This window comes from Flavobacterium sp. ZB4P23 (assembly GCF_003970375.1).
Classification (GTDB): domain Bacteria; phylum Bacteroidota; class Bacteroidia; order Flavobacteriales; family Flavobacteriaceae; genus Flavobacterium.
Genome location: NZ_RYDK01000006.1, coordinates 1 through 24,475 on the forward strand (window position 1 = coordinate 1; position 24,475 = coordinate 24,475).

General features: G+C 35.4%; 17 protein-coding genes and 1 tRNA gene. 4 read left to right on the plus strand and 14 right to left on the minus strand.

Features of this window, described 5'->3' with window-relative positions:
• Nucleotides 1–103: 103 nt before the first annotated feature.
• Genes EKL99_RS10545 through EKL99_RS10580 form a run of 8 tightly spaced genes read right to left on the minus strand, consistent with a single transcriptional unit; the run spans nucleotide 104 to nucleotide 11,521 of the window.
• Nucleotides 104–1,900, minus strand: a complete 1,797-nt coding sequence (locus tag EKL99_RS10545) for a cbb3-type cytochrome c oxidase subunit I (protein ID WP_126458425.1) — start codon at nucleotides 1,898–1,900, stop codon at nucleotides 104–106.
• 30 nt (nucleotides 1,901–1,930) lie between these two features.
• Nucleotides 1,931–3,067 carry a cytochrome c oxidase subunit II gene (locus EKL99_RS10550; RefSeq protein ID WP_126553157.1) on the minus strand — a complete coding sequence of 379 codons (1,137 nt, stop codon included), beginning with the start codon at nucleotides 3,065–3,067 and terminating at the stop codon, nucleotides 1,931–1,933.
• Between the two features lie 19 nt (nucleotides 3,068–3,086).
• Nucleotides 3,087–4,559 carry a quinol:cytochrome C oxidoreductase gene (locus EKL99_RS10555; RefSeq protein WP_126553155.1) on the minus strand — a complete coding sequence of 491 codons (1,473 nt, stop codon included), beginning with the start codon at nucleotides 4,557–4,559 and terminating at the stop codon, nucleotides 3,087–3,089.
• Nucleotides 4,560–4,586: 27 nt separating this feature from the next.
• A complete protein-coding gene (locus EKL99_RS10560; RefSeq protein WP_126458417.1) occupies nucleotides 4,587–5,132 on the minus strand; it encodes a cytochrome c in 546 nt (181 codons plus the stop codon).
• An 8-nt stretch (nucleotides 5,133–5,140) separates the two neighbouring features.
• Nucleotides 5,141–5,665, minus strand: coding sequence for a DUF3341 domain-containing protein (locus tag EKL99_RS10565; RefSeq protein ID WP_126458413.1), 525 nt, complete (start codon nucleotides 5,663–5,665; stop codon nucleotides 5,141–5,143).
• The gene (gene nrfD / locus EKL99_RS10570) at nucleotides 5,658–7,061 is read right to left on the minus strand and encodes an NrfD/PsrC family molybdoenzyme membrane anchor subunit (protein WP_126458410.1); all 1,404 of its coding nucleotides are present in this window, start codon (nucleotides 7,059–7,061) and stop codon (nucleotides 5,658–5,660) included. Before nrfD ends, EKL99_RS10565 begins: the two co-directional genes overlap by 8 nt.
• Before the next feature lie 39 nt (nucleotides 7,062–7,100).
• Nucleotides 7,101–10,157 carry a TAT-variant-translocated molybdopterin oxidoreductase gene (locus EKL99_RS10575; RefSeq protein ID WP_126553153.1) on the minus strand — a complete coding sequence of 1,019 codons (3,057 nt, stop codon included), beginning with the start codon at nucleotides 10,155–10,157 and terminating at the stop codon, nucleotides 7,101–7,103.
• 29 nt (nucleotides 10,158–10,186) lie between these two features.
• The gene (locus EKL99_RS10580; RefSeq protein WP_126458406.1) at nucleotides 10,187–11,521 is read right to left on the minus strand and encodes a c-type cytochrome; all 1,335 of its coding nucleotides are present in this window, start codon (nucleotides 11,519–11,521) and stop codon (nucleotides 10,187–10,189) included.
• 215 nt (nucleotides 11,522–11,736) lie between these two features.
• Here EKL99_RS10580 and EKL99_RS10585 point away from each other — a divergent pair, with 215 nt between their 5' ends.
• Complete coding sequence (locus tag EKL99_RS10585; protein ID WP_126458404.1) at nucleotides 11,737–12,126, plus strand: SPOR domain-containing protein; 390 nt, start codon at nucleotides 11,737–11,739, stop codon at nucleotides 12,124–12,126.
• A 440-nt stretch (nucleotides 12,127–12,566) separates the two neighbouring features.
• Here EKL99_RS10585 and infB read toward each other — a convergent pair whose 3' ends face one another.
• The 3 genes from infB to rimP form a co-directional block, all read right to left on the minus strand.
• Nucleotides 12,567–15,464 (minus strand): translation initiation factor IF-2, encoded by a 2,898-nt coding sequence (gene infB / locus EKL99_RS10590; RefSeq protein WP_126458402.1) that lies wholly within the window; start codon nucleotides 15,462–15,464, stop codon nucleotides 12,567–12,569.
• A gap of 112 nt (nucleotides 15,465–15,576) precedes the next feature.
• Complete coding sequence (gene nusA / locus EKL99_RS10595; RefSeq protein ID WP_126453830.1) at nucleotides 15,577–16,830, minus strand: transcription termination factor NusA; 1,254 nt, start codon at nucleotides 16,828–16,830, stop codon at nucleotides 15,577–15,579.
• A gap of 13 nt (nucleotides 16,831–16,843) precedes the next feature.
• Nucleotides 16,844–17,308 (minus strand): ribosome assembly cofactor RimP, encoded by a 465-nt coding sequence (gene rimP / locus EKL99_RS10600; RefSeq protein ID WP_126577006.1) that lies wholly within the window; start codon nucleotides 17,306–17,308, stop codon nucleotides 16,844–16,846.
• A 175-nt stretch (nucleotides 17,309–17,483) separates the two neighbouring features.
• Here rimP and EKL99_RS10605 point away from each other — a divergent pair, with 175 nt between their 5' ends.
• Nucleotides 17,484–18,308 (plus strand): universal stress protein, encoded by an 825-nt coding sequence (locus EKL99_RS10605; RefSeq protein ID WP_126577007.1) that lies wholly within the window; start codon nucleotides 17,484–17,486, stop codon nucleotides 18,306–18,308.
• A 120-nt stretch (nucleotides 18,309–18,428) separates the two neighbouring features.
• Here EKL99_RS10605 and EKL99_RS10610 read toward each other — a convergent pair.
• Nucleotides 18,429–18,499, minus strand: a tRNA-Gln gene (locus EKL99_RS10610).
• A gap of 237 nt (nucleotides 18,500–18,736) precedes the next feature.
• Here EKL99_RS10610 and EKL99_RS10615 point away from each other — a divergent pair.
• Both EKL99_RS10615 and EKL99_RS10620 read left to right on the plus strand, forming a co-directional pair.
• Nucleotides 18,737–22,018, plus strand: coding sequence for a DUF2723 domain-containing protein (locus tag EKL99_RS10615; protein ID WP_126576922.1), 3,282 nt, complete (start codon nucleotides 18,737–18,739; stop codon nucleotides 22,016–22,018).
• 72 nt (nucleotides 22,019–22,090) lie between these two features.
• Nucleotides 22,091–22,726, plus strand: a complete 636-nt coding sequence (locus EKL99_RS10620) for a polysaccharide deacetylase family protein (protein WP_126577008.1) — start codon at nucleotides 22,091–22,093, stop codon at nucleotides 22,724–22,726.
• Between the two features lie 5 nt (nucleotides 22,727–22,731).
• Here the strand turns inward: EKL99_RS10620 and EKL99_RS10625 are convergent, their stop codons facing one another.
• Together EKL99_RS10625 and EKL99_RS10630 are read right to left on the minus strand one after the other, a co-directional pair.
• Complete coding sequence (locus EKL99_RS10625; protein ID WP_126458398.1) at nucleotides 22,732–23,028, minus strand: co-chaperone YbbN; 297 nt, start codon at nucleotides 23,026–23,028, stop codon at nucleotides 22,732–22,734.
• A 64-nt stretch (nucleotides 23,029–23,092) separates the two neighbouring features.
• Entirely contained in the window at nucleotides 23,093–24,337 is a 1,245-nt protein-coding gene (locus EKL99_RS10630; RefSeq protein WP_126576923.1) for a metallophosphoesterase, read from the minus strand.
• Nucleotides 24,338–24,475 lie beyond the last annotated feature (138 nt).

Consider the following 24,475-nt stretch of genomic DNA (forward strand, 5'->3'; position numbering starts at 1 on the left):
AATGAGCCCGATAAAATATCGAGCTCATTATTATCAAAATTAATTATAAATTTGTCTAAACTTTTGGGTGCAGTCTAAACTTTCGCGAGGCTTTTTTTATATTTTAGTGATGTAAAACTTCTTCACCTTCTTTCATTGGAACATTTTGAGGTACAAAATCTACATCATGAGCTGGATTACTGTAGTCATAAGGCCAACGATGAACCTCAGGAATTTCTCCTGGCCAGTTCCCATGAATATGTTCCACAGGTGCAGTCCACTCTAATGTATTTGATTTCCAAGGATTCATTACTGATTTTTTACCGTAGAAGATACTACTGAAAAAATTGTACAAGAAAACCAATTGAAAGGCACCACCAATTAAAGCAAATATTGTGATCAAAACGTTAACATTTTGTAAATCATCAAATAACGGAAAGTTGGTGTTAGTATAGTAACGTCTTGGCAGACCCGCTAGTCCAATAAAGTGCATCGGAAAGAAAACTCCATAGGCACAAATTGCAGTTACCCAAAAGTGTACATATCCAAGATTCTTGTTTAACATTCTTCCAAATAATCTTGGAAACCAGTGATAAATACCTGCAAACATTCCATAAAGTGCAGAAATTCCCATTACCAAGTGAAAGTGAGCTACAACAAAATAAGTATCGTGTACATTAATATCAAGTGTACTATCCCCAAGAATAATCCCTGTTAAACCACCTGTAATAAATGTAGAAACCAATCCAATAGAAAACAGCATAGCCGGATTCAATTGTAAATTTCCTTTCCACAATGTTGTAATATAATTAAACGCTTTTACCGCTGAAGGTATCGCAATTAACAATGTTGTAAATGTAAATACAGATCCTAAAAACGGATTCATACCGGAGACAAACATATGATGCCCCCACACTATCGTCGATAAGAATGCAATTGCAATAATTGACATAATCATTGCTCTGTAACCAAAAATTGGTTTACGAGAATTTGTAGCAATCACTTCAGAAGTAATACCCAAAGCAGGTAATAAAACTATATAAACTTCAGGGTGACCTAAAAACCAGAATAAATGCTCAAACAATACTGGAGAACCTCCTTGATAATGCAACACTTCCCCTGCAATATAAATATCAGATAAGAAAAATGAAGTACCAAAGCTTCTATCAAAAATCAATAATAAAGCAGCTGATAAAAGAACAGGAAAAGATACTATACCAATAATAGCAGTCACAAAGAAAGCCCATATAGTAAGTGGTAATCGAGTCATAGACATTCCCTTAGTTCTTAAGTTAATTACCGTAACAACATAGTTCAAAGATCCCATTAAAGAAGATGCAATAAAAATAGCCATTGAAATTAACCATAATGTCATACCCATACCTGAACCAGGAATAGCTTGTGGTAAAGCACTTAAGGGAGGATATATCGTCCATCCTGAAGAAGCAGGACCAGCCTCAACAAAAAGGGAACCAATCATGATTACACTAGATAAGAAAAACAACCAATACGAAATCATATTCATAAAACCGGATGCCATATCTCGCGCTCCAATTTGAAGTGGAATCAATAAGTTACTAAAAGTACCACTCAGGGCAGCCGTTAAAACAAAGAAAACCATTATTGTTCCATGAATAGTAACCAATGCTAAGTAAATATCATTAGCCATGACTCCATTAGGAGCAAATTTATCCCCTAGTAAAATATTAAATATTCGGAAAGATTCTTCCGGCCATGCTAATTGCATTCTAAAAAGCATAGACATCCCAACACCAATAATCCCCATAATGATACCCGTAATTAGGTATTGTTTGGCAATCATCTTATGATCAATACTAAAAATATATTTAGTAATAAAAGTGTCTTTATGGTGATGTTCGTGTTCGTGATCTATTGCGTGATCGTGACCTTCTGCTGACATATATGTTTACTTTAAATTTTTTTTATAATATTATTTCATTGCCGTTACAGCAGCAGCAGTATCAGTACTTGCTCCAGTATCTACAGGAGCTGGCGTAGCTAAAGCTGCTTTAACTTCATTAACGATAGTAGCCTTCTCTTTCAACCAAGCTTTATAGTCTTCAGGAGTATCTACAATGATCTTCATTTGCATGTTGTAATGAGATGTACCACAAATTTTATTACAAAGTAACAGATAATCAAAAGTATAAGGATCTAAAGCTGCCTCTCCTTTTGCCACCAAACCAACACTTTTCTTAGCCCTTAAAGCATTAATATTTGCAACTTTTTCAACCATATAAGGCAATTCTCTGTATTCTACAGTGGTATAAACAGGCTCAAAAGCGAACTCAGTTACCATACCAGGAACACAATTCATTTGCGCTCTAAAGTGAGGCATGTAAGCAGAATGTAAAACGTCTTGAGAACGCATTTTGAAATGAATTTTCTTCCCTTTTGGAATATGCAATTCTGTTACCAATATATCATCTTGAGAATATGGATCCGATAAATCAACTCCTACAGCATTTGCACCTTCGATAAACCTTACATTTGCTTTTCCAAGTACGTTATCCTCTCCTGAATATCTGGCTTTCCAGTTAAACTGTTGCGCATATAATTCGATTACGATTGTATCTTCATCTTCATCAACAAACATAATATTATTCCAAGCATACAATCCATAAAGTATTAATCCTGCCAAAACTACTGCAGGAATAACGCTCCAAATAGCTTCTAATTTATTATTATCGGCAAAATAAAGTGCCTTTTGATCTTTTTTTCCTCTGTATTTGAAAGCAAAATAATGCAATAAAACCTGAGTAATAGCTTGCACAATAAAGATAAGAATCCAAGTTATGTTCATCAAATAATCCACTTGTTCACCATGAGCAGAAGCAGATGTATGAAGGACTAAAGGTCCCCAAGCAAACAAACCATATATTGAAAAAATATAAATAAAGGCCAAAAAACCAAACATTAAATAACCTTGAACGTTATTGTCATTATCTGTAGCTACTTCAGAGCTATCGGAATTGGATCCAACTTGCGTCAGATCGAATATTTTAGTCAATTGCCACAAAGCAACAGCTAATAAAGCTAAAACTATAATTACCAACAAACTTGTCATCTGTTTTTTTCTTTAAATATTAATAATGGAAATGTTTACTTTCTTCAATAAATGGATTTCTTTTTGGCAACAAAGGAACTTTTGTCAATGCTGTAAAAACAACATATATAAATAATCCAAGGAAGAAAAGAACAGAAGCTATCTCTGAAACCCCAATGAACCATCTGTCTCCAACAGTTCCTGGCATAATCATGTTGAAAAAGTCTATATAATGTCCAACCAAAATAACGGCACCTGCCATGACTAAAACCCATGTAATTCTTTTAAAATCAGTATTAACTAAGATCAACAAAGGAAATACAAAATTCATAACCACAGCACCAAAGAACGGAATATTATATAATTCGATTCTAGTTATATAATAAGTTACCTCTTCCGGAATATTAGCATACCAAATAAGCATATATTGTGAAAACCATAAATAAGTCCAAAATATACTAAAACCGAACATGAATTTTGCTAAATCATGAATATGACTCGTATTAACGTGCTCTAAAAAACCTCTAGATTTCAAATACAAAGTAACTAATGCTATCGTGGTGATTCCACTAACAAAGAAACTTGAAAAAACATACCACCCAAATAAAGTACTAAACCAATGTGGATCGATAGACATAATCCAGTCCCAGGACATTATCGATTCTGTAACAATAAAGAAAACTAAGAAGACAGCCGATAATTTAAAGTTTTTCTTGTAAAATAAATCATCACTAGCATCATCTTGCGCTAAACAATATTTTCTAGAAAAATAGTGATACAAATTCCAACCAGTCAAAAATATAGCTGCCCTAATAATCCAAAAAGGAAAATTTAAATACCCCGCTTTATTCGCAATTAATTTATCCGTAGCAACAACTTCAGGATCTAACCATATAAAAAGATGATTAAGATGAAGACCACATAACAATAATACTATAAAAAAGACAACAGACCCTACTGGTAAATAAGACGTTATACCCTGCATAACTCTAAACAAAACAGGCGACCAACCAGCCTGAGCTACTTGTTGAATAGCATAAAAAGCTAAAACACCCAAAGACACCAACATAAAGAATATACAGGCAACATAAAAAGCAGCCCATGGCTTATTTTGCAACTGATGCAAAACATGATTCAAATGTTCCGCATGTTCCGCATGTTTCACTTCTTCACTAATTTCATGTTCACCCTTTTTTACAGCTACTTCGGTGTGTAACGAATTCTCATGAACTTCATTAATAACTTCTGAAGTGCTGTCCGTAGGCGATACTATTGCATTGCCCTCTTTTGTACTTTGAGCTTCCTCGTGCCCGTTAGAAACAACATGCTCTTCAACAGGTTTTGAAGTTTCATGTTTAACTTCTCCATGACTACCATGGCTTTCAGCAGCAAGAAGAGTTTCAACTTCTTGAATATCCTTTGGTGCACTCCAAAAACCATATCCAATCCCTAATACGCCTATGGCCATTAAGAGGAAAGAAAAAGTTTTTAATTTACTTGAAAATGTATACATATCTATTACGATCAGTTTGTTCAACAATTATAATTCGCTTTTTAGTTTTAGAACATAGTCAGTAACCAACCAACGTTCATGGGCACTCAACTGGTTTGCATGCGAGCCCATAGAATTCAAACCATACGTTATTACATGATAAATACTTCCCTCAGTAATAACTCTATCTTTATAACTAGGAACACCCAGAAATTTTTCTCTTTCTACCAGTTTACCTTTACCGTTTCCAGAAGCACCGTGGCAACTGATACAATAAATTTCAAAAAGTTCTTTTGCCTTTTCAGGTTCTCTACTTAAGGAGTCTAAAGGAGATTTAAGATTCACTTTAGCTAACTCATATCCAGCCGTAGAGTTTTCGTATTCAAAAGGCTCAAACCCTCGGTTTATGGATCCTTGAGCAGGAAGTTGTCCTTCTTTACCATTTTTAAATGCATTTGATTCAGAATAAGTTTCATACCCTACTGACTCATACATATTTGGAAAATACTGATAGTTTGGTGCCGCATTATTATGGCAGGAGGAAACTAAAATAGTTATACCAAATAAAAGTGTTATTTTATATACGCTTTTCATATCTATAATTAATGCTTTTCTATTACTTTAACTTCTACAGCTCCCGTGCTTTGGAAAAAAGAAACTAATTCCTCTTCATTATTGTTTACAGCAACTTCCATTAAAAAATGGTCATCTGTGGTTCTTACATCAGGATTTTCCGCTTCTTTGAAAGGCCATAATTTACTTCTCATATAAAAAGTAATAACCATTAAGTGAGCAGAAAAGAACACTGTAAGCTCAAACATAATTGGAACAAAAGCTGGCATATTTTCAATATAACTGAAACTTGGCTTTCCACCAATATCCTGAGGCCAATCTTGAATCATTATATAATTCATCATGGCTGTTGCTACCGAAATACCTACGCAACCATACAGGAAAGCACAAATCGCTAATCTCGTTGGTGCAATTCCCATAGCTTTATCCAAACCGTGTACAGGGAATGGAGTAAAAACTTCTTCAATATGATGATGGGCTGCTCGGGTTTTTTTAACCGCATCCATCAAAATATCATCGTCATTATAAATGGCGTATATTACTTTATTACTCATGGTGTGAATCTTTATTTGCTTCTCTTTCTCTTTTGTAATTATCTCCGGTTCCTTTTAAAATTGTTTTCACCTCTGCCTGAGCTATCACAGGAAATGTTCTGGAATAGAGTAAAAACAGTACGAAGAAGAATCCTATAGTTCCAATAAAAATTCCAATATCAACAAATGTAGGAGAGAACATTGTCCATGAAGATGGCAAATAATCCCTGTGCAATGAAGTTACAATGATTACAAATCTTTCAAACCACATTCCAATATTCACTACAATTGAAATTATAAAGGAAAACATAATACTTGTTCTTAATTTTTTAAACCACATGAATTGTGGAGAAAAAACATTGCAAGTCATCATAGACCAATAAGCCCACCAGTACGGTCCAGTAGCTCTGTTTAAAAAGGCATATTGTTCATACTCTACACCGGAATACCATGCAACAAATAATTCCGTAATATAAGCAACACCTACAATTGAACCTGTAATCATGATTACGATATTCATCAATTCAATGTGTTGAACTGTGATATAAGCTTCTAAATTTGAAACTTTTCTCATAATAATCAGCAACGTATTTACCATTGCAAACCCTGAGAAAACTGCTCCAGCAACAAAGTAAGGCGGAAAAATTGTAGTATGCCAGCCAGGAATAACTGACGTGGCAAAATCCATTGATACAATTGTGTGCACCGAAAGCACAAGCGGAGTTGCTAAACCTGCAAGAACTAAAGAAACTTCTTCAAATCGTTGCCAGTCTTTTGCTCTACCGCTCCAACCAAAACTCAATATAGAATATACTCTTTTATTAAAAGGAGTTATTGCTCTGTCACGCAACATGGCAAAATCAGGTAATAAACCAGTCCACCAAAATACTAATGAAACAGAAAGATAGGTAGAAATTGCAAATACATCCCAAAGTAATGGTGAGTTAAAATTCACCCAAAGAGAACCAAATTGATTCGGAATTGGTAAAACCCAATAGGCTAACCATGGACGACCCATGTGAATAATTGGAAATAAACCTGCCTGGATAACAGAGAAAATTGTCATTGCTTCAGCAGAACGGTTAATAGCCATTCTCCAACGCTGACGGAAAAGCAATAATACTGCCGAAATTAAAGTTCCAGCATGACCAATACCAACCCACCAAACAAAGTTCGTGATATCCCAAGCCCATCCAACAGTTTTATTTAACCCCCATGTTCCAATACCTGTAGAAACAGTGTAAATTATACAGCCTAAACCCCAAAGGAAGGCTATTAATGCAATTGAAAATACAATCCACCAATGTTTATTTGCTTTACCTTCAACAGGTGCTGCTACATCTACAGTTACATCATGATAAGTTTTATCACCTATAACTAAGGGTTTTCTAATGGTTGCTTCGTAGTGAGACGACATAATCCTTTATATTGATTCTTAATTAATTCTTTTTTTGTACTAAGTATTTCTAACTTTAACGTGATAAATCACATTAGGTTTTGTTCCAACATGCTCCAACAAATGATACATCCTTTCGTCAGCAACTAAGGCAGCCACTTCCGCATCTTTATCATTTATATCTCCAAATTTCATTGCTCCATTAGAACAAGCATTTGAACATGCCGTTTGGAATTCACCATCAATGATTACTCTTCCTTCGTTTTTAGCTTTCAAAATAGTTGCTTGTGTCATTTGAATACACATTGAACATTTTTCCATAACTCCACGAGAGCGAACATTAACATCCGGATTCAATACCATACGTCCTAAATCATCATTCATATGATAATCAAATTCACTGTTTTTGTTGTATAAAAACCAATTAAAACGACGTACTTTATACGGACAGTTGTTAGCACAATAACGCGTACCAACGCATCTGTTATAAGCCATATGATTTTGACCTTGACGCGAGTGTGAAGTTGCCGCTACTGGACAAACTGTTTCACAGGGTGCATGGTTACAATGTTGACACATTACAGGCTGAAAAGAAACTTGAGGATTATCACCTGCCTTTTCCATTTCATTAAATGTAGATAATGAACTTGATAAACCTGCTATATTTTCTTTTCTTTCGTTATCACCTTCAAAAGTACTTTCAGAAGAATAATACCTGTCAATACGCAACCAGTGCATATCACGACTTCTTCTAATTTCAGCTTTCCCTACTACAGGAACGTTATTTTCAGCATGACATGCTATCACACAAGCACCACAACCGGTACATGAATTTAAATCTATAGAAAGATTAAAATGATGCCCGACAGAACGATCAAATGAAGACCACAAATCTACCTTAGTAGCCTCTACCTCCTTATGATCCAATGACACCATAGGTTGAGGATTCCAGATTTGAGCATCTTTTGTATTAAAAATTTCTAAAGATGTTTCTTTTATAATATCCCCTCTTCCCATCAATGTTTTCTGACCTTGAACACAAGCAAACTCATGTTCACCTTCAGCTTTTACCAAGGTTACTGATTGTACATTATTGAAACCTTTATATAAAGAATAGGCATTTAAACCCACCATCATTTCTTCCTTCAAAGCCGCTTTGCGACCGTACCCTAACGCCAAGCCAATAGTACCAACAGCCTGACCCGGTTGCACAATTACAGGAACATTTTCTAATTTAATTCCGTCTGCTGTGGTAATGCTAGCATAACTTCCGTTTAACCCCCCATTAGCAACAATTTCATTCGAAAGATCATATTTCTTAGCATCAGCATTCGAAACCGTAAGATAGTTATCCCAAGAAACTCTTGTAATTGGATCCGGAAATTCTTGTAACCAAGGGTTGTTTGCTTGTTGTCCATCCCCTAAACCAGTTTTGGTGTATAAAACAAGTTCTAGTCCTTCAGAAGCTTTTGATTGTGCCAAAGCAGTTGCAGCAGCACCATAATCAGCAGAACCTGCAGCTACAGTAGGTACAACACCCACATAAACACCATCATGCAACACTTTATTCCAAGAAGAACCTGCTATTATTGTCGAAGCATTCCCTTTAATATAATCGTAAAATGTACCAGTCATTCCATTTAAAGACAACAATACATCCTGAAATTGTTTGGTATTAAAAAGAGGACGGATCGTAGGCTGAGTAATCCCATAAGTTCCTTTGGTGAAACTTACATCATTCCATGATTCCAAATAATGAGGAACAGCTGCTGCAATTGTACTTACTAAAGCCGTTTCATCTTCTTTCAAAGAAAAAGATACTGATGTATTAACTTTCTTCAGTGCTTCAACAAAAGAAGTGCTGTCTGGTAAAGTATAGACTGGATTAACACCACTCATAATCAACGTATGAACACTTCCTGCTTTCATATCATTAATTAATTGATTCACTTTTTCATTTGAACCTTTTCTGATTTGTCTTACACCAGAGGTAGTAAAAGCCTCACTGGCCAATGCTTGATTCACAGCCAAAACTACTAACTGAGCATTTTTATCTTGAATACCAGAAACTAAAACTCCTTTTGCACCTGCAGCTTTTAACTGCTGAGCCGCTTTAGTAACTTCAGCTTTAAATTTATCTTCTAAAGTTACGCCAACAGAAGAACCTGTTACCACATTATAAATATGAACTAACGCTTGCTTTTGATTAGCCGTAGACATTGGCAAACGTTTATCAGCTGCAGCACCCGAGAGTGTCATATTAGCTTCTAACTGAAAATGACGAGACATTTTTCCTGCTTTTGGCACTCTTCCTTGCGTATAACCCGAATCATAACCCCCGCCTTGCCAGTCTCCAAGAAAATCAGCTCCAACAGAAACGATAAGAGATGCTTTTGAAAAATCATAATTAACTAAAGCTCTTTCTCCATAAACAGTTTCAAAAGCATCTAATGCTTCCGAAGAAGAAACAGCATCGTAAACAACATGTTTCGCATTTGGATTTTTGGCAATAAATTCAGCAATAAGCTTTTCTGATGATGGACTCGCCAGTGTATTAGTCAAAAGCACCACTTGACCGCCTTTTGCAGCAGCAGCAGCGATACTAGACTTTATTTTAGAATCAACAGCAGACCAAGCCGCATTTTTACCTTCTATCTTTGGTTCCTTCAAACGCATACTGTCGTATAACGAAAGAATAGAAGCATGAATTCTTGCATTAGCACTAAACGCAGCACCTTGAATAGTATTATTATCTATTTTAATAGGGCGCCCTTCGCGTGTTTTCACCAAAAGATTTGCAAAGTCAAAACCATCAAAAACTGACGTTGCATAATAATCGGCTACTCCGGGGATAATTTGTTCCGGCTGAAGCACGTAAGGAATAGACTTGTTAACCGGTCCTTCACAAGCCGCAAGCGTGGCTGCTGCTGTGCTAAAACCAACGTACTTTAAAAAATCACGACGTGATGTTGACGAAGATGACAAAGTACCATCATTTCCTAAAAATTCATCCGTAGGAATTTCTTCAACAAATTCGTTATTTCTAAGGGCCTCAACAACAGAACTATTTTGATCTAGCTCTTCAACACTTTTCCAGTATTTTTTGTTTGATGACATATATAAATATTAAAATCTTAATAATTTGATTAATAATGGCATTTACCACATTCTAAACCTCCCATTTGAGCCGCAGTCAACTTATCTACACCGTATTTCTTAGAAAGCTCCTCGTGAATCTTAGTATAATATTCATTGCCTTCCATTTTTACCTCAGTTTTCCTGTGACAATCAATACACCAACCCATTGTTAAAGGAGCGAATTGTTTTTGAATCTCATATTCTTGTACTGGACCGTGACAAGTTTGACATTCAATACCAGCCACCGTTACGTGTTGCGAGTGATTAAAATAAACAAAATCCGGCAAGTTATGAATACGAACCCATTTTACAGGCTGTGTTTTACCTGTGTACGTTTGAGTTGTTTGATCCCAACCAACTGCTGTATATAATTTCTGAATTTGCTCATCATAAAACGCCTTACTGTATTCAGGAGTAGCTGTTGTTTCAGCAACTTCAGCAATATTCTTATGACAATTCATACAAACATTCAATGAAGGAATTCCAGCATTCTTACTAACTCTTGCCGAGGAGTGACAATACTTACAGTTGATCTCATTATCTCCAGCATGTATTCTATGAGAATAATGAATCGGCTGAACTGGCGCATAATCCTGGTCAACACCAATTTGCATCAGATAACCATATACAAAATACGCACTCGCCAACAACAAAAATACAGAAGTAACCAATACTAAAAACTGATTTCTAACAAACGATTTCCAAATAGGTGTTGTTGGAGTTTTTGGAGCAACTTCAATACCATTTGCTTTTGCTACTTTAGTTAACACATTATTTACAAGAAACAACATTACCACAAGAACTAACATCACCAAGGACAAAGCCCCTAAAATAATATTATTCGAAACCCCACTGCCTGCATCAGCTGTTCCTGGAACCGCCTCAGTACCTGAAGCTACTGCAGGAGCCTCCGCTTTTGGCTCTGAAGTGTAAGCAATTATATCATCAATATCAGCATCCGATAATTGAGGAAAAGCAGACATTACGGCCTTGTTATTTTCCTCATAAACTTTTACAGCTTGAGCATCTCCTGATTTGATAAGATCTGAACTATTACGAACCCACTTATGAAGCCATGAAGCATCATATTTAGCACCCACGCCTCTAAGAGCCGGTCCTGTTGCTTTCGCATCAAGTTTGTGACATGCCGCACAGTTAGCATTAAAAAGCTCTTTACCCTTAACCGGATCAGCACTTTGTGAAGTAGCTGTAGCATCCGCAGTAACATCCGCTACTGCTGGAGTAGCTTCTTGAGCAAATGAAGTAAAGGAAACAGACAGCATTAAAGCTATGCTAAGAATTAATTTCCTTGAGATCGAATTATGGTTACCCACCTTTTTCATATAGTATAATGATTATCTACTAAAAATTGGCACAGTTTTTTCTAATTATTTTTATAAAAACTGATCCTTTATTTTAAACTTGCACAAAAATACGACTTAAGAACTACTCTCAAAACCTTAAAATAGTCTTAATTTCAATTTATATCTATTCTAAATAATATTCTGAGTTTAGTATGATTTATTAAATAGTACTTTTACACAAAAACAATCACATTATGAGAATTTTAGCCTCCAAAAAAGCTTTTTTTATCACTATTGCATTTTGTATATCTTATATACATGCAATTGCACAAGACAAAAACTTAACCGTTAATCAAGACCCTAAATTTGAACAATTACTAAATGAAAAGAGAAAAACAAATATTTCTAATGCTATAAATGACCAATATAAAATTCAAATATTTAGTGGCGAAAGTGAAAAAGCAAGAAACACTCTTAATCAATTTAGACAACAATTTCGAGATATTGACGGCACCATTATTTTTTTTACTCCAAACTACAAAGTTTGGGTTGGGAATTTCAAAACACGAATTGAAGCAGAACGAAATCTAATAGAGATCAAAAAAAGCTATTCCAATGTACATTTGATAAAGCCTAACAAATAAAACAGCATCAGTAATCATGCATCTCCTATTTTAAAAAAACCACTTCAAAAGTGGTTTTTTTGTTTTTATAATTGGATTAAAAAAAACCAAAGACAATTGAAAAATAGCAAAATTATCCTCTAATAAACTTAAAAAATATTCAAATTATATAAAATCAAGCTCTCTATTATTTGAAATAAGCAAAAAACTTTAAATCAGGATGACATAAACGAATAAGCTCAGTTCAACACAAACTCCTATCCCACTCTCGATTAAATAAAAAATCGCGTTTTACTAACTGAAATAAAAAAAAGTTGTCACTTTTCCTTAACAAATAAAAATCAGTGTTAAAACAAAAAACTTTTATTCAGCCATTAAAAAAGCTTTTCAAGACTAAACCTGTCTTTGTTTAAAACAAAAAAATCCCGACTAGTCGGGATTTTAATTAAAACAATATAATTCTATTTCAATTTCTTCTTAATTGCTACCTCATGGTAAGATTCAATAACATCTCTTTCTTCAATGTCATTATATCCCTTGATCTGAATTCCACAATCATAGCCTTTAGCAACCTCTTTAACATCATCTTTGAAACGTTTCAATGCTATCAGTTCACCTGTATGCACCACCACACCATCTCTAATGATTCTCATTTTAGCGCTTCTGGAAATTTTACCGTCCATTACCATACAACCCGCAATAGAACCTACTTTAGAGATTTTGAATATCTCTCTAATCTCCGCTGTACCCAAAATTTCTTCTTTCATTTCTGGAGCTAACATCCCTTCCATGGCATCTTTCAAGTCATCAATTGCAGCATAAATAATAGAATAGTAACGGATATCAATTTCTTCTTTATCTGCTAATTGTCTTGCGTTTCCAGCAGGACGAACATTAAATCCGATGATGATTGCATCCGATGCCGAAGCCAACATTACGTCAGTTTCTGTAATTGCACCAACCCCTTTATGAATAATATTAATTTGAATTTCTTCGGTAGATAATTTAGAGAACGAATCAGACAATGCTTCAACAGAACCATCCACATCTCCCTTAAGGATAATATTTAATTCTTTAAATTGACCCAATGCTATTCTACGTCCAATTTCATCCAATGTAATGTGTCGTTGTGTACGTACAGACTGCTCACGCATCAATTGAGAACGTTTTGAAGCAATTTGTTTGGCTTCTTTTTCATCTTCAAAAATATTGAACTTATCCCCTGCAGTGGCTGCTCCATCAAGACCCAGAACAGAAACCGGAGTTGAAGGTCCCGCAACTGTAACTATATTCCCTCTTTCATCATGCATGGCTTTTATCTTACCATGATGCTTCCCTGCTAACATATAATCACCAACTCGTAACGTTCCATGCTGTACTAATATGGTAGAAACATATCCTTTTCCTTTATCAAGAAATGCCTCAACCACTGTACCTTGAGCCGCTTTATTTGGATTTGATTTTAAATCTAAAAGTTCCGCTTCTAACAATACCTTCTCTAATAATTCTTTGACACCTGTACCAACTTTTGCAGAGATATCATGAGATTGAATTTTCCCACCCCAATCTTCTACTAGTAAATTCATACCCGCTAATCTTTCTTTTACTTTTTCAGGATTGGCATTAGGCTTGTCAATTTTATTAATGGCAAATATAATAGGAACGCCTGCTGCTTGAGCATGACTGATCGCTTCTTTCGTTTGTGGCATGATGTCATCATCCGCAGCAATCACAATAATTGCAATATCCGTAACTTGAGCACCACGCGCACGCATCGCTGTAAAAGCTTCGTGACCCGGTGTATCTAAGAATGCAATTTTTTGTCCGTTATCCAAAGTTACTCCGTAGGCACCAATATGTTGTGTAATTCCTCCAGACTCCCCTGCGATTACGTTTTCTTTACGAACGTAATCCAGTAACGATGTTTTACCGTGATCTACGTGACCCATTACCGTAACAATAGGCGCTCTGAACACTAAATCTTCTTCTCTATCTGCAACAACCTGAATTGCTTCTTCAATATCTACCGTGATAAATTCAACTTCATAACCAAACTCATCCGCAACGATTGTCAATGTTTCCGCATCAAGACGCTGATTCATGGTAACCATGATTCCAAGCGACATACAAGTTCCAATAACTTTTGTAATTGGCACATCCATCATGATGGCAATTTCACCAACGGTAACAAACTCAGTAACCTTAATCGTTTTGCTTCCTTCGTCTATGGCTCTTTGCTCGTCATCTGATTTTTGACGGTGCGTATCTCTTTTATCTCTTCTATATTTAGCTGCTTTAGATTTACCTCCTTTTCCTTGAAGTTTTTCTAAAGTCTCTCTAATTTGGTTTTTTACTTCTTCTTCCGTAGGCTCTACTTTAGCAACAATAGCAGGTCTGTTTCCTCTTACGAAACCAGGTCTTGCACTTCTGTTAGCATTAAATCCGCCACCACCAACATTTGGCGTAATCTTGTTAGGATTTGGCGCTCCCGGAACTCCTGGAACTGCAGGCGGCCTAGGAACTCCTGGTTTAGGAGCAATCCTTTTACGCTTGTTTTTATTTGCATTAGCCGCAGCCGATCCTGGAGCACCCGGTTTATTAGGAGTGATTTTAGGTTCTTCTTTTTTCTTTTTTGGTTTGTTGAATTGTGACAAATCAATGATCTGCCCTGTCAAAGTAGTTCCTGATAATTTTTGATATTGCGTTGTGATGGTTTCATCAACAGGCACGTCATCAGTTTTAGCAATTTCCGTTTTCACTACCTCTTTTGGTTCAGCAGGGACTGCTTTTACAGTCTCTTTTTTTACCTCTTTAATTCCAACAACCGGTTTTATCTCTTTTTTATCTGAAACAGGTTTTTCTTCTAAAGGTTTTTCTGGCGACAGTTTTTCTGTTGAAGCTTCTTTTTGAATTGCTTTCACCTCAGCTACTTTAGCAACTGGAGTCTCCACTTTTTCAACCGCTTTCACAGGAGTGACGATGGAAGGTTTTTTAGGATTAAGATCAATCTTACCTACCTGAACAGGACCCGCTATAACTGCTCTCGCTTTTATAACTTCTTGCTGTTTCAGACGCTCTTCCTCAATCTTACGTTTGTCTTCGATTTCTTTCTCTCGTTCTAAACGCAAAGCCTCTTTTTCTTTTCTTTTTTCTTCCCCAACTTCTTTCGAAGCTTCTTTATTCCCTTTGTCACCTGCAAACTGACCGCACAAGACATTGTATACATCATCAGAAATTTTTGTGTTTGGGTTTGCTTCAATAGCTATCCCTTTATCTTTTAGATAATCCACAGCTCTTTCCAAAGAAATATTCAATTCCCTTAAAACTTTGTTTATTCTAATAATTCTCTCTTCAGACATAAAACCTTTTTATTATTACCTTTTTTGTTATTCCTCACTTTACTCCCGACTCGATACCTACCGAGCAAGAATTAATTGTAAAATGGCATGTTTATCGTTGAAGACTCAATGACTAACTGTCAAATTCTTCTTTCAATATTCTCATTACATCCAGAATCGTTTCCTCTTCCAGGTCTGTTCTTCGTACTAAATCTTCTACATCTTGTTTTAAGATACTTTTTGCAGTATCCAATCCAATTTTTGCAAATTCTTCAATAACCCAGTCTTCAATTTCATCTGAAAACTCTGTTAATTCAACATCATCATCATCAGCGGTAGCACCAGCAACATCACCTTCACGAATAACGTCTAATTCATAGCCCGTTAATAAGCCCGCTAATTTGATATTGTGTCCCCCACGACCAATCGCTTTTGAAACTTCTTCAAGCTTCAAGAAAACCTCTGCTCTTTTAGTCTCTTCATTGATCTTGATCGAAGATACTTTTGCAGGGCTTAATGCTCTTGTGATAAACAATTGAATGTTGCTTGTATAATTGATAACATCTATATTCTCATTACCTAATTCACGCACGATTCCATGAATACGAGACCCTTTCATACCTACACAAGCCCCCACAGGATCTATTCTGTCGTCATAAGAATCAACAGCTACTTTTGCTTTTTCGCCGGGTATCCTAACCACTTTCTTTACCATGATTAAACCATCAAATACTTCCGGAATTTCTTGCTCAAACAATTTTTCCAAGAACTTCTCCGAAGTTCTAGACATAATAATTTGAGGTTTATTTCCCTTCAACTCAACGCTTTCAATTATCCCTCTTACATTATCTCCCTTGCGGAAAAAATCAGAAGGTATTTGTTTTTCTTTTGGCAAAATAATTTCATTGCCTTCATCATCAACTAAAATCACAACTCTTGGACGCACATGATGCACTTCAGCGGTGTAAATATCTCCTATTAAATCTTTAAACTGCTTGTAAAGATTGGTGTTATCGTGTTCATGAATTTTAGAAATCAAATTCTGACGCAAAGCTAAAATTGCTCTTCTTCCTAAATCAATTAATTTAACTTCTTCAGAAACCTCTTCTCCAATTTCAAAATCAGGCTCTATTTTTCTAGCTTCAGTCAATGTAATTTCAAGGTGATCAAAATCCAAGTCTTCATCCGCAACAATTACTCTTCTTTGCCAAATCTCCATATCTCCTTTATCAGGATTTATAATGATATCGAAATTATCATCTGAACCGTATTTTTTTTTCAATGCATTTCTAAATACATCTTCTAAAATTGCCATAAGCGTTACACGATCAATAAGTTTATCATCTTTAAACTCTGAGAATGAATCGATCAATGCTAAATTTTCCATGCGAATTCTTTAATTAAAATGTTACTGTAACAATTGCTTCTTTAATGTCTCCATAAGGTAGTTTAAGTTCTTTTTGAACGGTCTCCTTCCCTTTACCAATCTTTTTTGGCTCTCTTGCTTCCCATGACAAAATTACAAAATCATCATTAGCTTCCACTAATTCCGCTTCAATTATTTCTGCTCCAGTCTTCACAATCAATGTACGCCCTATATTTTTCTTGTATTGTCTGATCAATTTCAATGGAGATCCTACTCCTACCGAAGCCACTTCTAAAGAAAAATCCTGCTCCTCACGGTCCAGGTTATTGTCTAGTGAACGGCTCACATCAATACAATCCTGAAGCGCCACTCCATTTTCTCCATCCAAGGTCACAATAACCTTAAAAGCATCCGTGATAATCAGGTCTATCAAAAAAATTGACGGCTTCTCTAACAGGCCTTCTGCCAATAACGTGTTTACTTTCTCTTTAAATGTCATATGCTTATAAAAAGAGGGGACATTTAGTCCCCTCATTATCTAGATTTTAATAAATAACGGTGCAAATATAGTGTTTTTTTTTATAAATTAAAATAATCGATTGCTGTAAAATAATTTCTTACCTTTATTATAGCATTAAAATAACAGTTTTCATATAATTTAATACTTTCAAATGATGAAACGCATTTTAGTCCCCACCGATTTTTCCACACATGCTGAAAACGCACTTAAAGCAGCCGCCATAATTGCAAAAAAAAATAAAGGCGAAATATTTCTATTGCATTTATTAGAACTTCCAAACCAGATGAACGACGCAATAGTAAATGGTAGCAGCATTCCTGAAGTGATGTTATTTATCAAAAAAGCAAATGAAACACTTCAAAAAATCAAAGAGCAACCCTATTTAAATGGAATTTCAGTAATTGCATCTGTACAATTTGAAAAAGCCTTTAACGGCATCCTCTCGTTTAATAAAAAAAATAAAATTGACTTAATCGTTATGGGATCTCACGGAACTTCTGGAATTGAAGAAATACTCATTGGCTCCAATACCGAAAAAGTAGTACGACTCTCCGATGTCCCCGTTTTAGTAATAAAACACGATGTAAAAGAATTAAAATTTAAAAACTTTGTATTCGCCTCCGATTTTTCGAAAGAAATAGAAAAACCATTTAGAAAAATGATAGAGATTGTTAAAATTTTTGACGCCGATCTTTTTTTAGTAATGATTTGCACACCCAATAGTTTTAAGACCACTCTTGCTGCCGAAAAAGTGATGGGTGCTTTTATGGCTGATTTTGACCTTCCAAATTACTCCTCACACCTCTTCAATGATGCGAACATTGAAAGTGGAATAATCAATTTTTCAAAAACAATAGATGCTGATTTAATTGGACTTTGCACCCATGGCAGAACTGGGCTAGCACATTTCTTTAACGGAAGCATCAGTGAAGACTTAGTAAATCATACCACCAGACCTGTTATCACTTTTAGAATTTAACTCCTTTTGGCTTTGCAAATAACAACTGACCAACTTCATTCTCATATCCCGGAAACCCCAACAAACTCTACTCAGAATTTAGTATATAAAAAAACCTCTCAGAAATTGAGAGGTTTTTTGTTGGTCTACAAGGACTCGAACCTTGAACGACTGCACCAAAAACAGTTGTGTTACCATTACACCATAGACCAGCATTGCTGCTAAGCGAGTGCAAATTTAAAATAAAATTTAGTTTGCACAAATTTTTTTTGCCTTTTTATTAAAAAAAAATAACAAAAAATAAAATCAGCTGCAAAATATCTCAAAAGAGCTTTACAATCAATTGATTATTGAATTTCATTACTTTTCCAGAAAATAGTGTTAATGCTACTAGGGTTAAATAAAAAAACATTTTCTTTGTAACTTACATTTAAACTAAATTTTAGTACATGGACAAAGGAACATTCAACTTCAATAAATGGAACACAATTATTGGTTGGTTAACATTTGGAATCGCATTATTAACTTACACTTTAACTGTTGAGCCTACCATGAGTTTTTGGGATTGTGGCGAATACATTTCCACCGCAGCAAAACTTCAAGTTGGCCACCCTCCGGGAGCTCCTTTATACCAGATGATTGGCGCTTTTTTTGCCATGTTTGCATCAGATGATCAACACATTGCCTTAATGGTAAATATGATGTCCGTATTCTCGAGTGCCTTTACTATTTTATTCCTTTTTTGGTCTTCGTCCATTCTTCTAAAAAAATTGATTTCCCGATTTTCAGAGACTAACAGAAACAATGAAATCGTTATACTAGGAAGTTCATTTGTTGGTGCTTTAGCCTTCACTTTTTCAGATAGCTTTTGGTACAATGCTGTCGAGGCTGAGGTTTACGCCATGGCATCCTTGTTTATTGCCCTATTGTTTTGGCTGGGTTTACGCTGGGAGCAAGACATGAATACTCCAAGAGGAAATAAGTGGCTATTGATTATTTCTCTTGTTGTAGGACTTTCCTTTGGGGTTCACTTTATGGCATTACTAACAATTCCCGCAATAGGTTTTCTTTATTTTTTTAAAAACTATAAGGTAGTAACAGTTAAAAGTTTCCTTATTGCAAATGTTGTAGTAATTGCTATTTTGTTGTTTATTTTCAAATTGCTACTTCCTATGACCATGGGATTCTTTGGTAAAACAGAAGTTTTTATGGTCAATAGTTTAGGACTGCCGTTTGACTCGGGCACTGTGTTTGTTACAATAGCTTTGATTGCTTTCTTTTACTTTGGATTGAAATACACCAAACAAAAAGGCTTTGTGTTCTACAACACCATAATTCTTTGCATCCTTTTTATTTTAATTGGTTTCTCGACATGGATGATGCTACCCATTCGAGCAAATGCAAATACTGTAATCAATGAAAACAAACCGTCTGATGCCCGCGAAGTTTTAGCCTATTACAATAGAGAACAATATGGCGTAAATGCATTGTTCTATGGTCCACAATACACAGAGAATTTTGCCGGATTAGATGCCAATAATCCTTATTTAGACAAAGCACCCAATTATGAAAGAGATTATAAAACAGGGAAATATGTTATTGTCAATAATTATAAAAATGCTTCCCAAAATTCAGATGACAATCACAAAACCATTCTGCCAAGAATGTGGAGCGATGGACATATTGAAAATTACATGAATTTTACCAATCCGCCTCAATTCAAATTAAATCCTAATTATCCTTACGAGGATGATTTAACAAAATACGGTATTGATGCCAGTCAGCTTAGTGAAGAAGATTACAATAAAGCGATTGCACAACTCAAAAATGAAACTCAAAAAATAATTTCTGAATTCAGACAAGCCTACGCGCAAAAACAAATTGACAACGAAGGATATGTCACCTTCCTAAAAAGTTATGGCGACTATTTGATTGTTGAAAAACCAACAACTGCGGACAATCTAGGTTTTATGGTAGAGTATCAATTTGGATACATGTATTGGAGGTACTTGATGTGGAATTTTGTTGGCCGTCAAAATGATGTTCAGGGACGATACGATTATCTGGATGGCAACTGGCTCAGTGGTATAAAATTCATTGATGAATTGCATTTAGGAAGTCAGGACAACTTACCATCGGATGTATTGAACAATAAAGGTCGGAATGTATATTTCTTTTTGCCTTTTATTCTGGGCCTTATTGGACTTATGTATCATGCCAATAAGGATTTAAAAAGCTTTTATGTTTTGCTTGCCTTGTTCCTTTTTACGGGAATAGCCCTGAAAATTTATTTGAACGAAAGACCTTTTGAACCTCGAGAAAGGGATTATGCACTGGTAGGCTCCTTTTATGTATTTGCCATCTGGATAGGCTTTGGTGTTTACGCCTTGTATGAAAGTGTCAAAAAACATCTCGCTCCAAAAATAGCTGGCCCTCTCCTTATCGCATTAAGTTTAGTAGCGGCACCAGTGCTTATGGCGTCACAAAACTGGGATGACCACGACCGTTCCGGCAAATATACCGCCTTGTCTATGGCAAAAGCGTATCTTACCTCGTGTGACCCTAATGCCATCTTATTCACCATTGGAGACAATGACACTTTCCCGCTTTGGTACGCACAGGAAATTGAAAAAATAAGAACCGATGTCAAAATTGTAAACACCAGTTTATTCATGACGGACTGGTATATCGATCAAATGAAAACCAAAACATACGAATCAGATCCGGTACCGGTTTCATTTACACACGAGGAGTATGTGGGAGACAAATTAGACTATGTGGCTCATATTCCAAAAATTGAAAGTCGCTGGGATATAAAAGATTTTATCGATTTTATTAAAAATCCGAAATCAACGGTAGGAATGCAAAACGGACAAACCATCCATTTTTATCCAACCAATAAGATTCGGATTCCCGTTGACAAAAAAACGATCATACAAAACAAAGTAGTATCCCCTAAATACAATGACTCTATAGTGCCTTATATTGATATAGACATCAAAGGGAGTGCGTTGTACAAAAACAGATTGATGATGCTTGACATTGTTGCTAATAACAACTGGAAAAGACCAATTTATTTTAGCGGTGGTGCTTATGATAGCGAAGACTACATCTGGATGAAAGAATACCTTCAACTCGAAGGTATGGTATACAAACTAGTTCCAATAAAAACCCCAATGTCCAAAGATGGAAGTCTACTTGAAATGGGACAAATAGACACTGACAGAATGTATGCAAAGGTCATGAAATGGGATTGGGGAAATAGTGATAGTCCTTCTATTTATCATGATCCAGAAACCAGAAAAAATAGCATTACCTACCGAAACAATCTGTCAAGATTGATGAATCAGTTAATCCTGGAAGGACAGAAAGAAAAAGCCAAAAAAATCATTGATTTAGCTATGGCAAAAATGCCTTTGGACAGCTTTGGCTATTATTCATTAGTAGAACCTTTTGCGGGAGGCTATTATAAAACTGGCGAAAAAATAAAAGCCGAACAATTATTGGACCGATTAGTCTTTAAGTACCAAGAAAACCTCAACTATTATGGCAATCTTAAATCTTCTGAACAAAGCAGTATTGCAATTCCAATCATAACTGATATTGAGCGCTACAGAAGCCTCTTGCAAGTCATGAAAGAAAATGGCGATCTGGCATTTTACAATAAGAACAAAATTGTCTTCAATACGTACATCAAAATGTTTGAACGTTTTGGACGCGACAAAGAGTAATATTAGAGAGCCATTAAAAAAATAGCGACATTTTTCAATGTCGCTATTTTTTTTAATTTTAAAATGAAAAAAATGAAATTGTATTGGACAAAGACCCATTCGATTATAAAAAAAATATTCTCTAATTATAGTTGGGATGTCTCCAATACAGGAAATACTGTATACCTTACCTTTGATGACGGCCCCATTCCAGAAGTTACAGAATGGGTTTTGGTGGAATTAAAAAAATACGGAATCAAAGCCACTTTTTTCTGTATTGGAAATAATATCGAAAAAAATTCTGAAATATTCAAAAAGGTGATTCGGGAAGGCCACACCATAGGAAACCACACTTTCAACCACTTAAATGGCTGGCAAACAACTACTGATACGTACATCAAAAACACGAAACAAGCTCAAGAAGCGATTGAAAACCACACCCATCCAGACGCTAAACTTTTTCGCCCTCCGTATGGAAAAATAAAAAAATCGCAATCAAAAAAACTACAAAAACTAGGGTACAAAATAATTATGTGGGATGTCCTGAGTGCTGATTTTAATGCCACAATATCTAAAGAAAAATGCCTGAATAATGTGTTGTCAAATGTAAGACCGGGGAGTATTATTGTTTTTCACGACAGTATAAAAGCGTTCAAGAACCTACAATACGTGTTGCCAAAAACACTAGCTTATTTAAAAGAAAATAATTTTAAGTGCAACCCTTTATAAAAATATTACAATTGTTCCTGAACGAGACTAATTATCGTATTGGCGTCAAGTTCTCCGGACTGTCTCCAGATCATCTGACCTTGTTTATAGATCATCAACGTAGGCAACCCTTTGATCCGCAAAGCATCCGCTAATTCTTGATTTTTATCCACGTCAATCTTAATGACTTTCGCTTTATCGCCAAGAGCCGCCGCTACATCTCTGATCACAGGATGCATTAAAACGGAGGATTCATTCCACTCCGTATAAAAGTCAATTAATACCGGAATTTTAGTATTTATAAGTTCTCCAAATTTTGACATAAAACCAAAAATTTAATTTTTAAAATTCACTAAACAGAGATATTATTTTTACAAATGTAGCATTTTAAACGAATTCTGCTACATTAGTGCCTTTTTTTAGTTCGATGACCGTTATTTCCGGCATGATTCCTACTCTTCCGGGAAAGGCATGAAAACCAAATCCCCTATTGACATAAACGTATCTTCCCATGTTTTCATATAAGCCGGCCCATTGTTTGTATACGTATTGCGCCAAACTCCATTTGAAATAACCGGGAATTTCGATTCCAAATTGCATTCCGTGTGTGTGCCCGGAAAGCGTAAGGTGGTAGTGTTTATCATCGTGCTGCACCACGTGCTCCCAATGGGAAGGGTCATGGCTCATCAAAATCTTGAAATCTTCTTTCTTTAACTGCCCCGAAGCCTTATTCAAATCTCCGGCCTGCTTGAAATTATGTCCCCAGTTTTCGACACCTACTAATGCTATTTTGGCATCTCCTTTCTCGATAAACGTATGCTCATTCAGCAATAAATCAAACCCAATTTCTCCGTATAAATTTTTTATTGCCTTAAAATTAGCTGCTTTTGCGGCTTCACTTGGCCAGGTTACATATTCTCCGTAATCATGATTCCCCAAAACGGAATATTTGCCATATTCATGTTTCTTAATTCGGTTGAATGTTTCTATCCAAGGATGCATCTCTTTGGCGTGCGTATTGACAATATCTCCAGTAAACAGAATCATATCTGAATTTTGCTCATTTACCAAGTCAATCGCATAATTAATTTTTTCCGGATCATCAAAGCTTCCACTATGAACATCGGATATTTGAGTAATTTTAAAACCATCAAAAGCATCCGGTAAATCCGGAAAAAAAATACGCTGCCTGATCACTTTGTAATTGTATTTCCCAATCGTGACTCCATATATCAAGGATAAAAACGGAACCGCCGCTAACCCTAATCCTATTTGACTGATAAACTTTCTTCTGGAATTAAGGAAATCAGTACTCTTGTCATAATCCACGAAAAAATTTAAGGCTCCAGCACCTATTCTAAAAATGTCTTCCCCTATTAAAATTAAGGCTAAAATTAATTTTGGAACATAAACAATAAGCAACAATCCCATGCTAAACATGAATTGCTGGGTTTGTCCTACGCTACGGTCAAATTGCATTAAAGAATACACGATATATATTAAAACTAATAGGCTTATACCCTGAATTGAAAACAATATTAGTTTTGATTTTATCAAAGTTTTTAAGATCTGAAAAGTATACAGCTCAATAATAAGTAGAATTGAACACAAGAATACGACACGGAAAATCATTTTTAATCAAATTTTACACAAAATAACAAATTAAGAAAATAGTATGCGTTTTTATTAATCTAAATTTAACTAAAATTACATTAAATCAACTTGAAACAGCTTAGCTGAAATAGAAAAACTTAATTTTAAATAAAAAGC